Genomic DNA, 14076 nt, shown 5'->3' with positions numbered 1-14076 from the left:
GCCGAAGCAACGAGGCTACGTTCGATTGCGAAGCGATCGCAAACTCGTAGTACGCGTTTTTTCTGTAATAACAAGTGAGCTGACTTTACGATGGCTTCGCCGCCGGACGTAGCCTCGTTCCTTCGGCAACTGCTACGGTTCAGTGATCGTGATTTACAAACTCTCCCGCACAATCTCCAAAAACGTCGCTACCACCCGCCGTGATCTCTGCTCTTTCAGGCACACCAGCGTCTCGGTCAGGCGTCTCTTGCAGTCGGTGATTGGCAAGGCGCAGACCCGCGAGTCCGAACCGAACTCGGCTGCCGATACGACCCCCACGCCAATTCCGACCACCACCGCTTCGCGTGCGGCTTCGCGGCCCTCCACCTGGATCGCGGCGCGGATGCGCAGGCCCGCCTGGCTCATTTCTTCTTCAAGGGTTTGCCGGGTCACGGAGCCCATTTCGCGCAGCACCAGCGGCGTATCATCCAGGTCGGCCAGGCAGATGGAGCTGCGACTGGCCCATGGGTGGGTGCGCGCGACAAACGCCACCATCGGATCACTGCGCAAGGGTACGCTCAGCAGTCTTTCGTCGTTGACGTCGCGCCCGAGCAGGGCCAGGTCCGCCTGATAGTTGAACAGGCGCGCCAGGGATTCATCGGTGTTGCCGGTTTCGATTTTTACGGTGATTCCTGGGTAGCGTTCGCAGAAGCGGGCAATTTGCGGTAACACGTGAACCGGCGCGTCCACAGCCAGAATCAGGCTGCCGGTTTGCAGGGCCTGGGAAGCTTGCAGCAGTTCCTGGGCCTCGGCCTGAACCACGAACAGGCGTTGGGTGATGCTCAGTAAGCGCTCACCCAGGTCGGTCAGGCGCACCGAGCGTTTGTTGCGGTGGAACAACAACACCCCAAAACGCTCTTCGAGCTTTCGGACCTGATCGGAGATGGCTGGCTGGCTTAAAAACAACCGTTCGGCGGCACGAGTGAAACTGCCGTGGACAGCAACTGCGTGGAAGGCCTTCAACTGCGCATGGGAAACCGGCATCGGATAACCTCTTACAAGCTGAGCTTATGAGTGAAATACGATAAATCGATTTTACCTATTAGTCAGTAATTGCTTTGATCGACCTCAGCCCGCCGTTATGTCCTCGATAACGGTGGGTCGTGACACACCCTTGAGCGACCCTGAACCCAATAAAAAAAGGGCGCTCATGGCGTGTCTGATAAATACGGCCCTTGTCTGAAGGGCGGTATTGAAGTGCTCAACACAATAAAAAAACAGGCGTTCTTTTCTGATTCTGCCGGCACATCCCACCTCTGAGGTCAGACCTGACATGAACAAGTCCATTGCCACCATCAAGCGTTGGCGCGTGCAGATTTTTGCTATCACCTGGCTGGCCTATGCGGCCTTTTATTTCACTCGCAAAGCGTTTGCCGTTGCCAAGCTGGGGATCGGTGAAGACCCAAACTTCCATCTGGACAAGATGGCCATGGCCAACCTCGACGGTATCTACCTGGCCGCTTATGCCGTCGGACAATTTACCTGGGGCATCCTCGCCGACCGCTTTGGTCCGCGGGTTGTGGTGCTGGGCGGTTTGATCATCTCGGCACTGGCGGCGTTGGTAATGGGCACTTACGCCACCTTGCCGATTTTTGCCACCTGCATGCTGATCCAGGGGCTGGCGCAATCGACAGGCTGGTCGGGCCTGTGCAAAAACATCGGCAGCTTCTTTCCTGCCGAGCAACGCGGTCGGGTGTTGGGGTTGTGGAGTTCGTGCTACGCCTTTGGCGGGCTGGTGGCTTCACCCTTTGCCGGTTGGTGGGCGTATACGTTGATTGGCAGCTGGCATGCGGCGTTTATTTCCAGTGCGGCGGTGGTGGCTGTGGTCGCGGTGCTGTTTTTTATCTTCCAGCGCAACAAGCCTGAAGATGTCGGCCTGCCAGCGGTCGAGCCAGAGCCCGAAATGAGCGCTGAGGAGATTGCTGCCGAAAAACGTATCAGTGTCTGGGCGCCTCTGCGCGAGATCATGCGCAATCGCACAGTGCTGACTTTGGGCCTGGCGTATTTCATGTTGAAACCGGCACGCTACGCGATTCTGTTGTGGGGCCCGGTCATCGTCTTTGAACAAATGCCGCATGTGGGCAAGGTCGGTGCGGCGATCATCCCTACCGCTTTTGAGCTGGCGGGGCTGCTGGGCCCGATCATGATTGGTCTGGCTTCCGACAAACTCTTCGGCGCACGACGAATGCCAGCCTGTATTTTGAGTCTGCTGGCACTGACCATTTCACTCGCGTTCTTTATGGGAGCCTTGCATTCCGGCAGCGTGGTGCTGGTGGTGGCTTTGCTGTTTGTGATGGGGCTGACCCTGTACGGGCCGGATTCAATGATCAGCGGTGCTGCCGCCATTGACTTCGGCACCGCTAAAGCAGGCGCCACCGCGGCGGGTTTTGTGAATGGTTGCGGCTCGGTCGGGGCGATTCTCGGCGGTTTGCTGCCTGGCTATTTCGATACGGTCACGGTGTTTATCGTATTTGCCTGCTGCGCGCTGTTTTCCTCTCTGGTGCTGATTCCGCACTGGAACAGCCGTCCTGCAGGGCTCAAACCCCATTGCGCGTTTGTGCCCAATCATCCGTTGCTGATCAAACCCTTGCGCACCTGAGTGGGAGAATTATCCATGCGACCTTTTTGGCTGGAGCAGGCGCTAGCCCTGGAAAATGTCGAACCTTGTGCCGCGCTGGAGGGCGAGACCCGTGCCAGCGTCTGCATCGTGGGCGGCGGCTACACGGGGTTGTGGACGGCAATCATGCTCAAGGAACAAGACCCCGAGCTGGATGTGGTGCTGATTGAGGCCGACATTTGCGGCGCAGGCGCCAGCGGACGCAATGGCGGCTGCGCGTTGTCCTGGTCGGCCAAGTACTTCACCCTGGAACGTTTGTTTGGCGTGGAGGAGGCGGTACGTCTGGTCAAGGCTTCGGAGCACAGCATTTATGCGATTGGTGCGTTCTGTGAAAAGTACGCGGTAGACGCTGATTACCGTCTTGATGGCACGCTGTATACCGCGACCAATCAGGCCCAGGTCGGCTCGACAGACGGCGTGATTGCGGCGCTGAAGCGACAAGCGATCAATTCGTTCAGCAAGTTGCCAGTTGACGAGGTACAGCGCCGGGCCGGTTCGGCTCAGCATGTGGAGGGCTGGTTTTCTCCGGCAGCGGCCAGCGTGCAACCGGGCAAGCTGGTGCGAGGATTACGTAGGATCGCGTTGCAGCTTGGGGTGAGGCTGTATGAAAACACCCCGATGACCGGTTTGGAGGAGGGTGTGCCAGCCCTGATTCGTACACCCGCCGGGAGTGTTCGCGCCGATCGCGTGGTGCTGGCGATGAATGCCTGGATGGCCCGGGCATTCCCGCAGTTCGAACGCAGTGTGGCGATTGTGTCCAGCGATATGCTGATCACTGAACCGCGTCCTGACCTGCTGCAGGAGATCGGCCTGACCAGCGGTATCACGGTGCTCGATTCGCGAATTTTCGTGCACTACTACCACAACACCCCAGACGGGCGAATCATGCTGGGCAAGGGCGGAAATACCTTTGCCTATGGCGGGCGCATGTTGCCAGTGTTCGATCAGCCTTCGCCCTATGCCGGGTTGCTGGGTAAAAGCCTGCAGCAGTTTTTCCCGGCATTTGCCGGGGTGGGTGTGGAGGCTACCTGGAACGGGCCTTCGGACCGTTCGGTCACCGGTTTGCCGTTTTTCGGACAGATGAGCAGCCATGGCAATGTGTTCTATGGCTTTGGCTATTCGGGCAGCGGGGTGGGGCCGTGCCACATGGGGGGGCAGATTTTGGCGTCGCTGGTGCAGGGGCTGGGCAATGACTGGACGCGTTCGCCGCTGGTCAACGGACCGCTGGGGTATTTTCCGCCCGAACCGATTCGCTACCTGGGTTCGCTGATGGTGCGTAACGCAATTCGGCGCAAGGAGCGGGCTGAGGATCATGGCCATCGGCCCCGGCATTTGGATGTGCGGTTGGCCAGGTTTGCGGCGGCGGCGGGCAAGGCTGATAAGGGATAAGCAGGCACCGATTGGATTTTTTGGTCGATTGCCGACTTCTGGCCGTATAAACTTGCGCCCATTCGACGGCCGATAGGCCGCGACACACCAGATTGAGAGAGTGAGTAATGGGCGCACAGTGGAAGGTTAAACATAAAGCGGACGCCGCCAACAGCCGCGGCAAGATTTTTGGCAAGCTGGCCAAGGAACTGACGGTTGCTGCTCGCAACGGCGCCGACCCGGACATGAACTCGCACTTGCGTCTGGTCTATGAACAGGCGAAAAAAGCCTCGATGCCGGCTGACACCATCAAGCGTGCGATCAACAAAGGTGCCGGTATCGGCACTGAGGCCGTGCAATACCATCGCGTTACTTATGAAGGTTTTGCTCCCCATCAGGTGCCGCTGATCATTGAGTGCCTGACTGACAATATCAACCGCACCGTGGCTGAAATCCGCGTTGCGTTCCGCAAGGGCCAATTGGGTGCTTCGGGTTCGGTGGCATGGGATTTCAACCACGTTGGCATGATCGAAGCCAAGCCTGATACCCCGGACGCAGATCCGGAAATGGCCGCGATTGAAGCGGGTGCCCAGGATTTCGAAGAAGGTGAAGAAGAAGGCACGACCTTGTTCATCACCGAGCCGACTGACCTCGACTCCGTGCAAAAGGCACTGCCAGAGCAAGGCTTCACCGTGTTGTCGGCCAAGCTGGGCTATCAGCCGAAAAACCCGGTGAGCGGTTTGACGGACGAACAGATGGCCGAAGTCCAGGAGTTCCTGACCAAGCTGGAAGAGCAGGACGACGTGCAGGACATGTTTGTGGCGTTGGCCTGAACCTGAAGCAATGCTCCTTTGTAGATACTCTGTTCCAGGTCAAGCCCCAGTGGGAGCGAGCCTGCTTGAAGTATCTCTGTAGCCGCTGAGGAGTGTAGCGAGGCTGCGATGGGTTGCTCCGCAACCCCGGGATATTGAGCCCTTTTCGCAGCCTCGTTCCTCGTCAGCGGCTACAGATTTCTATGCCAGTTCCTGGCTGATATGTACAAAATCCGGCCGCGCCAGCACATCCGGCTGGGTACAGCGCTGCTGCAGGTCTTGCAGCGAAGCTCGCTGTTGATCACTCAGGCCTGAGTCGATCCGCTCCAGCAACTCCCCGAGCAAAATCCCGAAGGCCCGCACCTCGATGCGCTGCAGTGCACGGCTGTGCAGGCTGTCGTCGATGGCGTGAAAGCACGCTGCGCCAAAATCGCCCAGTAAACACTCGCCTTGGGCGTTGAACAGAATGTTGTGCCCGTACAAGTCTCCATGACAGATGCCCTGAGCGTGCAGGTGGCCTGCCGCCGAGGCGATGCCACGGGCAATGCGCAAGGCGCTGTCACACGTGAAGCGAGTGCTGTCGGCATACACATCGCGGCTACAGGTATCGAAACTGGGCAGGGCCGCAAGGTTGATAAACGACGGGTCGATCAATTCCATGACCAGAGCGGCCTGGTTGTCAGGATGGCCAACGACGCGCCCCAGCACCTTGATCAGGTTGGGATGCTGGCCCGCAGCGATACAGGCGTTCATTTCATTGAGCGGCGAGCCGTCGCTGGTGATGCTGCCTTTGTACAGTTTGACGGCCACTGACTGAGCTACCTGGCCGGGGGCGTTCCACCGGGCTTGATAAATAATCCCGGAGGCGCCTTCGCCCAACTTGTGTTCAAGAGCAAGCTGCGACCAGTCAATGTCAGGCGTGTTATCGGCTTGGCGATGAGCGCTGGCATCTTCACGTAGCGGGTTGCCGGCATACGCCAGCCAGCTCAGACCTGGCAAGGCCAGCAGGTCTGCGGGTAACTCGGTGAATTGGTTGGCCGCCAGGCGGATCAACTCCAGGCGCTCGCAGTTAGCCAGGCTCTGAGGCAAATGCTGTAGCCGGTTACCGGCCAGCATCAGCTTTTGCAGCAATGGTCGCTGGCCCAGTTCTTCGGGCAATTGGCTGATGCGGTTATCGGTCAGGATCAGCCAACGGAGCAGAGGAGGCAGCGCCGCACCGGGCACGCTTTCGATCCGGTTGGCCTTGAAGCCGATCATGCTCAACTGTGCGCACTGCCCCAGGCTTGCCGGTAGTTCGGTGAACTGGTTGTCCGAGCAAAACAGGATACGCAAACGGGTAAGACGATGCAGGTCGTCGGGCAGGCTGCTTAAGGCGTTGCCGCTCAGATTGAGAATTTCCAGGGACTCGGCCAACTGGAAAATCTCGACCGGGAACTCGGTCAGTCCGCACGACAGATCAAGGCGTTTGAGGCCTGCCAATTGGCCGGCGCGCAGTTTAGCGAGGGTATCCATAAGCAGGTTGGGCACTCGTGGGTGGGGCAAAAAGTGTCGCGCATGATAACGACTAATTGTGTCGGGGCCGAGTACTAGCCCGCAGAGGTTCTGCGCACAGCCTACGATGAACGGTCTGTGTCTGTTTAATTCCGCTGTCTCATGGACGAATCATCCTACGCTGCTAACCTTCATGCATAAGAACACGCCATGAAAGGGAAAACTCGTGGGGTATCGTTCAGGGATAATCATTATTGGCTTCTTGTTCAGTGGCTGTGCATGGTCTGCGCAGTACGAACTGGAAACTCGCCTCGTCGTCGAACGAGGCTGCCAGTTGGTCGGCATAACCCGCGAGGCGGGTGTCGACTCCTTGGGTATCCTTGATTTTGGTCATACATCGCGGCTGGACGGCCCATCAGCACCCTTGAGTGCAGCACTGATTAATCCGCGTTTACCCCGCTTGGAATGTAATCCCGATACGACTTATCAACTTCAAATCGACGGTGGCCAGCACGGCGGCAACGCCGATGTTCGTTATCTGACCCTGGGGCCCGGTAGCCCGGCCATTCCTTATCGACTGTTTCGTGACCCGGCGCGGCAAATACCGTTACTGGTCAATGTGCCTGTCAGCGGCACAGTGTCTGACAGCGGCTCGGTTGATTTGCCGTTGTATGGACGGATCGAGCCTCTACAGCTAATCCCTCCTGTCGGGCTGTACGCCGACCTGTTGAAAGTCACTCTCACGTGGTAACGACAGGAGTATGGATATGGCCGGCTCCGCGCGCATTTCAATCCTGTTCGGGACCTGTGTCTTGCTGGGCGTAAACGCGCAGGCAGCCATGCTCAGCGGGCAGATCCAAGCCCGTCTGGTAATCCTGGCCAGTTGTCAGGTAAGCAGTGGGGGCAGTGTCGATGAGTACAGCCTGGGCAAGATTGGCGTGCTCGATTTTGGCAGCCACGGCCCGACCTGGAACACCCCGTTTGAAGCATTGCTTGAGGGCAGCGAAAGTAATCTGGCGGTGGACTGCAACCCTTCGGTGAAGGGTTTTTCGGTCTCCATCGATGGCGGTAGTCACGTTAAGGGCACGACGCGCCAATTGAGCAATGGGCGACACATGATTCCATATCATCTGTTTTTCGATGCCGCTGGCAGCGATAGCTACAGTATTGGGCAACAGCACAGATTCAAGGTGGTGAGTGGTGGCCAAGTACCGATTCCGGTGTATGGCATGGTGATGGCGAATCCCAATGCGCTCCCGGCGGGTGTCTATCGAGACACGCTGCGGGTGACGTTGGATTGGTAAATATGAGTGGGGTGCAAGATGCGCGTACTTACATCAACGTTGGGTTTCACATTGCTGGGCTTGATGGCGGCAAGTCAGGTACAGGCAGCCACCACGGTAACCGGTGTCATCAATGCCACGTTAACGCTGACTACCAGTTGCCTGGTTAACGGGGCAACGGGCACCAGCGGGCTGGATTTCGGGACTTTGAGCTTCGGTACCACGACCTCGCTTTTCACTGAGGCCGACGGGCAAGTGCTGGGCAGTGGCGGTGGGGCCTTGACGATTCAGTGTTCGGCCGGTACGTCGCCGGTAATTACGGTGGGGGCGGGTGCTCACGATGGGCTCTCCACGGGGGGCACTCGTGCCTTGTCGGACAGTAATGGCCACTTCGTACCCTATGACCTTTACAGCGACACAGGGCATAGCACCTTGGTAGCCATCAACGGCACCATCGCGCCCGGCCTCAGTACAGGCGTAGCGCAGACGATCAATCTTTACGGCAAGGCGGTGGGTAAAACCGGCCTTCCGGCGGGCAGCTACACGGACGTCATTAACGTTTCGCTGACCTTTTAACCTTTGTGGGCTGGCCGTGCGCAGCGTCACTGATGCTGCTGTGTTCGTGCAGCGGTGTTTTGCACGGTGCAACAACTGCGACGTTTCAGGTCGGCGCGGGCATCGTGGCGGGGTGTCTGGTGACCAGTACCGGCGGCACTTACGGCAGTCTGAACTTCGGTACGTATCCGGCGTTGTCCACCTCGCCAGTCAGTGTGAACCTGGTGGGTGGCGTTACGTTGCAGTGTACGCCAGGGGTGACTGTCAGCATGCAGGTCGATGGCGGGTTGCATAACACCAGTGGGCGTCATTTGCAGATCGGCAGTGGCAGTGCACGGGTGGCATACCAGTTATTTCAGGACGCTGCACACAGCCAGAGCCTGGGCATCGCGCAGTCGGTCAACGTGCCTTATACCAATGCCAACGCAATCAGCCTGCCGATTTTTGGCTATGTGCTACTGCCGGGTAATCAACCGGCGGGTGCCTATAGCGATACGGTGCAAGTGCAATTGTCTTATTGAAGTCCAGGGCTCAGGAGTTTGTTTATGCACTTATTTTTACGGCCGCTTCAAGGTTTGGCCTGTTGCCTGCTGACGTTGGGGATTACTCAGCAGGCTCTGGCAGCCAGTTCGATTTTGATCTGGCCTATCGATCCGGTACTGGAAGCCGATCAGCAAGCCAGTGCCTTGTGGTTGGAAAACCGCGGAGATGAGCCTGCCAGTATGCAGATACGGGTATTTGCCTGGAATCAGGACGGCTTTGACGATCAGTATCAAAATCAGCGTGATGTGATTGGCAGCCCGCCGGTGGCCACTATCGGGCCTGGGCAAAAGCAGCTGATTCGTTTGACCCGGACCAAGTCTTTTCCCGCAGGCGAGGAGCATGCCTACCGCATCATCATCGATGAAATCCCTTCGGCCCTGCCTCCTGCGGCGAAGGACAGCACCAAGACGGCGGCGACGATTCGATTGCAAATGCGCTACTCGGTGCCGCTGTTTGCTTATGGCGCCGGGCTGTGGAGCAAGGTGGATGCAAGCCGCCCACGTGATGCTGCCGGTATCGGCTTACCGCAATTGAGCGGTCGCACCGTCAAGGTCGATGGCAAGCCCTATATCGAGATCCGTAATCGTGGCTCGGTGCATGCGCGACTGACCGAGGCGGTGCTCAAGTCGGGTGGCAAGTCGCAATCGATGGTAGATGGTTTGCTGGGCTATGTGTTGCCGGGTGCAACGATGCGCTGGCCAGCGCCGTTGGCCCAGGGCGATGCGTTGCAAGTACGGGTCAATGGTCAGACCAAGGTGCAGGCGGTGCCTTTAGGTCAATAAACGCAGGGTTCAGTAGTCGCAATTGGCCTTTAGCAAGTCCCCCTGACAACGGCATGACGTAGCGCGGTGTTGAATGTAACCGCGGGAGCGTTTGCAAGGAGCAGCCATTGAGGGACGGGATGAGGACGTGAGCCGGGCACTGATGTTGGTCATCATCGGCTTGTGCAGTGCACTGGCGGTGCCAATCAGTGAGGCAGCAGAACTGCCGCCACCGCCCGCCAATATACAGGCGGTCGCCGATGCATCGCTGTATCTGGAATTGGTGGTTAATCAAATGAATACCGGGCGCCTGGTTCACGTGCAACAGCGTGCAGGTCAACTGTATCTGCCAGCGGCCGATTTGAAGGAGTCGGGTATTCGCCTGCCAGTAGCCAGCCCGGAGGAAGTGGGACTCGACAGCGTGCCTGGTTTGCACAGCGAGTACGATATTCAGGGCCAGCGCCTGTTGCTCGACGTACCCCCCGAATGGCTGCCTGAGCAGCACTTTGGCAGGCGTTCAAGCTACCCGCGCACGGAGGCGGTAAGTAGCTTTGGCGGCTTGCTCAACTACGACCTGTACCTGAACGATACAGACGATGCTGGCACTTATCTGGCCGCCTGGAATGAAATACGGCTGTTTGACAGTTGGGGCACGCTGTCAAACACCGGGCAATACCGGCGCAGCATTGTGGGTACCGCCGATAGCCAGATGGATAATGGCTACCGCCGCTATGACACGCTCTGGCGCTTTTCCGATGACGAGCGAATGCTCACCTACGAGGCGGGCGACCTGATCAGCGGCGCCTTGCCCTGGACCAGTTCCGTGCGCATGGGCGGGGTGCAGCTATCGCGAGACTTTGGCGTGCGTCCTGATCTTGTGACCTATCCGTTGCCGCAGTTCTCCGGGGAGGCGGCGGTTCCGTCTTCAGTCGACCTGTTCATAAATGGCTTCAAGTCCTCCAGCGAAAACTTGCAACCTGGGCCTTATACCCTGACCAATATTCCCTTTATCAATGGCGCAGGCGAGGCCGTGGTGGTGACCACCGACGCGCTGGGGCGGCAGGTTTCTACCAGCGTGCCGTTTTATGTGACCAGTACCTTGCTGCAAAAAGGCCTGAGTGATTTTTCGGTGTCGGCGGGCAGCGTGCGTAGGGAGTATGGGGTCCGTAACTTTGCCTACGGTCCGGGTGTGACGTCGGGTAGCCTGCGCTATGGCCTGACCGACAGCCTGACCCTTGAAAGTCACCTTGAGGCCTCTGACTCGCTGACCTTGGGCGGTATGGGGGGCAATCTCAAGTTGGGTAACTTTGGTGTACTCAACAGTGCCGTGAGCCAAAGCCAGTTCGATGGCCGCGATGGCCGCCAGTTGAGCGTGGGCTACCAGTACAGCGCGCAACGTTTCAGTCTTGCCTATCAGCGTTTGCAACGATTTTCCGACTATGCCGATCTCTCGGTAGTCGACAGTGATTACGTCAGCCTCAGCCAGCGTAGCGAGCAATTGACCCTGAGCTTGAACCTGGATCGCTTTGGCAGTCTGGGCGCCGGGTATTTTGATGTGGTGGCCGCCGATACTTCGCGTACCCGCTTGCTTAACCTGAGCTGGAGCAAGCCGTTGTGGTTCAACAGCAGTGTATACGTCTCGGCCAATCGTCAGTTTGGCGACAGTAACTGGGCGCTGCAGGCGCAGATTGTGGTGCCGTTTGATCTGAATGCCAGCATGAGTTTCAGTACCGAGCGCAGCACCACGGGCGCCACCCAGCAACGGGTCAATTACAGTCGCGGGGTCCCGACGCAGGGGGGCGTTGGTTTCAACCTGGGGTATGCCCATGGCGACACACCTGACTACCGCCAGGCCGACCTGACCTGGCGGATGCAGTCGGTGCAGCTGCAAGCAGGCGTTTATGGCACGTCAGCTCAGCAAACACGTTGGGGCGATGCCAGTGGGTCACTGGTCTGGATGGACAATCAGGTATTCGCGGCCAACCGTATTGACGACGCCTTTGTCGTAGTCAGTACCGGGGATTTTTCCGATATTGGCGTGTTGTATGAAAACCAGTGGGTAGGCAATACCGATAAAAACGGTCATCTGCTGGTGCCCTGGAGCAGTGCCTACTATCGCGGAAAATACGAAATAGATCCGTTGAACCTGCCGGTCAACGTCCTCAGCCCTACGGTCGAGCAGCGGGTGGCGGTGCGTCGTGGAAGTGGCTACTTGCTGGAGTTTCCATTAAAGCGGGTGGCTGCTGCCAGCGTGCGTCTGGTCAATGCCCAGCAGCAAAACCTGGGGTTGGGCAGTGCGGTATTGAATGAGCAAAACGGCTCGCGTGCGGTCGTCGGCTGGGACGGGTTGGTGTACCTGGAAAACCTGGTGGCAAAAAACTCGCTGCAAGTGATCCTGCCTGATGGCCAGCAGTGCAAGGCACAATTCGAACTGGTGCCGGAGGCGGACCAGGTGCCTTTGATCGAGCCGGTGGTGTGCCAATGAAGTGTGCAATCGGGCTATGCCTATTGTGTTGCTTTGCTGTGTCCGAAGTAGAGGCAGGTTGTACTGCGGCGGCGGTCGCCAGCCCGGCCGGTTATGGAACGATCAGTTCAACGTTGGTGCGTACCGTGGCTCAAAACACTTCCTCAACAAGTGCTGGCCTCACCTGCACTCCCGGAGGGATCGCGCTATTCAGCACCGCCTACTTCAAGGCCACGATCACCTCGGCCCAGAGTGGAATGCTAGGACCTACCGGAGATGTGATTGCCTACTCGATCAGTGCGGGCACTAATGGCACTCATCCCATTACCCGTGGAACGGCATTCGACTTTGCCAGCAACGGGCTGCTGGGCACTACGGCACCGAGTATTATTCCTTTGTACTTCACGACCTCGATCAATAATGTCGCGGCAGGGATCTACACCGAAACACTGAGTGTGCGATGGGACTGGTACTACTGCACCGGCTTGGGCGCTTTAGGCGTTTGCCTTGGGTCAGACTCGGGGGTCAACAAGGTCAGCACCCTGACCGTAACCATGACGGTGGCCAACGACTGCACCATCAGCGCTCCCGTTATTACTTTTGGCAATGCGCCGGTGATCAGCGGGTTTACCCCGGTCAGTCAGACCATCAGTGTGGCCTGCACCAAAGGCAGTGCCTACACCGTGGGTTTGAGTGATGGCCTGCATCCCGTCAGTGTGGGCGGGCGGCGGCAGATGATTTTCGGCACTAACTTTTTGGCCTACGATATTTTCCAAAGTGCCGGTACTACCCGCTGGGGCAACGTGGGCAGTGCCCGGCGGGCGAGTTCGACTGCCGAGGTCAACCCCGGCAACGGGTTGGGCACAGGCAGCCAGATATTCAACTACAACGCCAAGATTTATACCGACCAGGCCACGCCGCCAGCCGGTGCCTACACCGACAGCGTGGTGCTGGACGTGGGGTTTTAGCGAAGCTCCTTGACCATCGCCGACAGGGTTGTCAGCACATCCTTGGCCAACTGCTTCGAACGTTTGCCATCCCAGCCAGTCTGCGGGTTCGGTGCATCGTTGTTGTCCTTGAATGGCATCTCCAGGGTCAACGACAGGCAGTCAAAGCGCTGGCCGACGCTGTTGCAGGCCAGGGTCATATTGGCTTGCCCGGGCTCGTCGCGGGTGTAGCCGTGCACGGTCTGAAAGTCCTTGGTCAGCGCGCCAAGGTGGCTGCGAAAGCGCTCCTCCAGCGTCGCCAGCCGCGGGGTGTAGCCCGGATTGCCTTCACAGCCGGCGGTGAATATATAGGGGATTTCTTCGTCGCCGTGGATATCCAGAAACAGGTCGACACCGTAGTGAGCCATCTGCTCCAGGGCGAAAAATACTTCCGGGCTGACCTGCGGGCTGGTGTTTTGCCAGGCGCGGTTCAGGTCCTGACCGTTGGCGTTGGTACGCAAGTGCCCGTGAAACGCGCCGTCGGGGTTCATGTTGGGGATCAGGTACAGGTCAGCGAAATCCAGCAGCTTGCGCATTTGCGGGTCGCTGCCTTGTTCGAGACGCTCGAAGATCCCTTCCATAAACCATTCGGCCATATGCTCGCCGGGGTGCTGCTGGGCGATGATCCAGATCTTGCGCTTGTGGCTGGCGCCGTTGCCTTTGCGCAGCAATTGGATGTCGCGACCTTCAACACTTTTGCCGGTGGCCAGCAACTCGCAACCTGACCACTGCAGTGCGTTCTTGATCAGTTGATCATGGCGTGCGCGGCTGTAGGGTTCGAAGTAGGCAAACCAGACCTGAGGTTGTTCGGCTGCAAGTTGAAAATTCAGTGCTGTGCCGTCGAATTCAGTCGGCACCCGGAACCAGTTTTCGTGATCGTATGAGGCAACGGCCTGATAGCCTTCCCACGCTTTATTGTAGGAAGACTGGCTGGCATTGCTTAATTGAAAATGGTGGGTGTACCCCGGCGTCAGGCCATCAGCCTTGAAGTGGAACCACTGAAAGTGCGGGCTCTTGGTGTCCGGTTTGATGGCGAGCTTTACCTGCAGCGGGTTGCTGGCGTCCAGCACCTGAATGTTGCCGCTGTCGAAGTCGCTGCTGATATGAAGTGAAGAGGGCGCCACGGTCATGGTCCAAATCCCAAAATCTGATGATTG

At 58.2% G+C, this 14076-nt stretch carries 13 protein-coding genes; 10 read left to right on the top strand and 3 right to left on the bottom strand.

Annotated elements, in window-relative coordinates; all coding sequences use genetic code 11:
- Positions 1–153: 153 nt before the first annotated feature.
- Positions 154–1023 (bottom strand): LysR family transcriptional regulator, encoded by an 870-nt coding sequence (locus V6L79_RS20340; RefSeq protein ID WP_321834090.1) that lies wholly within the window; start codon positions 1021–1023, stop codon positions 154–156.
- A 289-nt stretch (positions 1024–1312) separates the two neighbouring features.
- Here V6L79_RS20340 and V6L79_RS20335 point away from each other — a divergent pair, with 289 nt between their 5' ends.
- The 3 genes from V6L79_RS20335 to V6L79_RS20325 all read left to right on the top strand — a co-directional run bounded on the left by V6L79_RS20335 (position 1313) and on the right by V6L79_RS20325 (position 4857).
- On the top strand, positions 1313–2638 hold the full coding sequence (locus V6L79_RS20335; RefSeq protein WP_261739139.1) for an MFS transporter: 1326 nt from the start codon (positions 1313–1315) through the stop codon (positions 2636–2638).
- 15 nt (positions 2639–2653) lie between these two features.
- Positions 2654–4045 (top strand): FAD-dependent oxidoreductase, encoded by a 1392-nt coding sequence (locus V6L79_RS20330; RefSeq protein ID WP_338579414.1) that lies wholly within the window; start codon positions 2654–2656, stop codon positions 4043–4045.
- Positions 4046–4152: 107 nt separating this feature from the next.
- On the top strand, positions 4153–4857 hold the full coding sequence (locus tag V6L79_RS20325) for a YebC/PmpR family DNA-binding transcriptional regulator (RefSeq protein WP_261739137.1): 705 nt from the start codon (positions 4153–4155) through the stop codon (positions 4855–4857).
- Between the two features lie 180 nt (positions 4858–5037).
- Here V6L79_RS20325 and V6L79_RS20320 read toward each other — a convergent pair whose 3' ends face one another.
- Positions 5038–6348, bottom strand: coding sequence for a protein kinase (locus V6L79_RS20320; protein WP_338579413.1), 1311 nt, complete (start codon positions 6346–6348; stop codon positions 5038–5040).
- Positions 6349–6589: 241 nt separating this feature from the next.
- Here V6L79_RS20320 and V6L79_RS20315 point away from each other — a divergent pair, with 241 nt between their 5' ends.
- The 7 genes from V6L79_RS20315 (at position 6590) to V6L79_RS20285 (ending at position 12901) form a co-directional block, all read left to right on the top strand.
- Positions 6590–7078 (top strand): spore coat U domain-containing protein, encoded by a 489-nt coding sequence (locus V6L79_RS20315; RefSeq protein WP_405046649.1) that lies wholly within the window; start codon positions 6590–6592, stop codon positions 7076–7078.
- Positions 7079–7094: 16 nt separating this feature from the next.
- Positions 7095–7631, top strand: a complete 537-nt coding sequence (locus tag V6L79_RS20310) for a spore coat U domain-containing protein (protein WP_261739134.1) — start codon at positions 7095–7097, stop codon at positions 7629–7631.
- A gap of 18 nt (positions 7632–7649) precedes the next feature.
- Positions 7650–8186 carry a spore coat protein U domain-containing protein gene (locus tag V6L79_RS20305; RefSeq protein ID WP_321838041.1) on the top strand — a complete coding sequence of 179 codons (537 nt, stop codon included), beginning with the start codon at positions 7650–7652 and terminating at the stop codon, positions 8184–8186.
- Between the two features lie 32 nt (positions 8187–8218).
- Complete coding sequence (locus V6L79_RS20300) at positions 8219–8686, top strand: spore coat U domain-containing protein (protein ID WP_321838040.1); 468 nt, start codon at positions 8219–8221, stop codon at positions 8684–8686.
- Between the two features lie 24 nt (positions 8687–8710).
- Positions 8711–9490 (top strand): molecular chaperone, encoded by a 780-nt coding sequence (locus V6L79_RS20295; RefSeq protein WP_338579412.1) that lies wholly within the window; start codon positions 8711–8713, stop codon positions 9488–9490.
- 142 nt (positions 9491–9632) lie between these two features.
- A complete protein-coding gene (locus tag V6L79_RS20290) occupies positions 9633–11954 on the top strand; it encodes a fimbria/pilus outer membrane usher protein (RefSeq protein ID WP_338580338.1) in 2322 nt (773 codons plus the stop codon).
- Positions 11951–12901, top strand: coding sequence for a spore coat U domain-containing protein (locus V6L79_RS20285; protein ID WP_338579411.1), 951 nt, complete (start codon positions 11951–11953; stop codon positions 12899–12901). The genes V6L79_RS20290 and V6L79_RS20285 overlap by 4 nt, the downstream gene beginning before the upstream one ends.
- On the opposite strand, the gene V6L79_RS20280 is transcribed toward V6L79_RS20285, so the two are convergent.
- Positions 12898–14049, bottom strand: coding sequence for a M14-type cytosolic carboxypeptidase (locus V6L79_RS20280; RefSeq protein WP_338579410.1), 1152 nt, complete (start codon positions 14047–14049; stop codon positions 12898–12900). The two genes, V6L79_RS20285 and V6L79_RS20280, sit on opposite strands and share 4 nt — an antisense overlap.
- Between the last annotated feature and the right edge of the window lie 27 nt (positions 14050–14076).

The organism is Pseudomonas sp. ML2-2023-6, from assembly GCF_037055265.1.
In the GTDB taxonomy this organism is placed as follows: Bacteria; Pseudomonadota; Gammaproteobacteria; order Pseudomonadales; family Pseudomonadaceae; genus Aquipseudomonas; species Aquipseudomonas kulmbachensis.
This window is presented reverse-complemented; position numbering and strand designations above follow the sequence as displayed.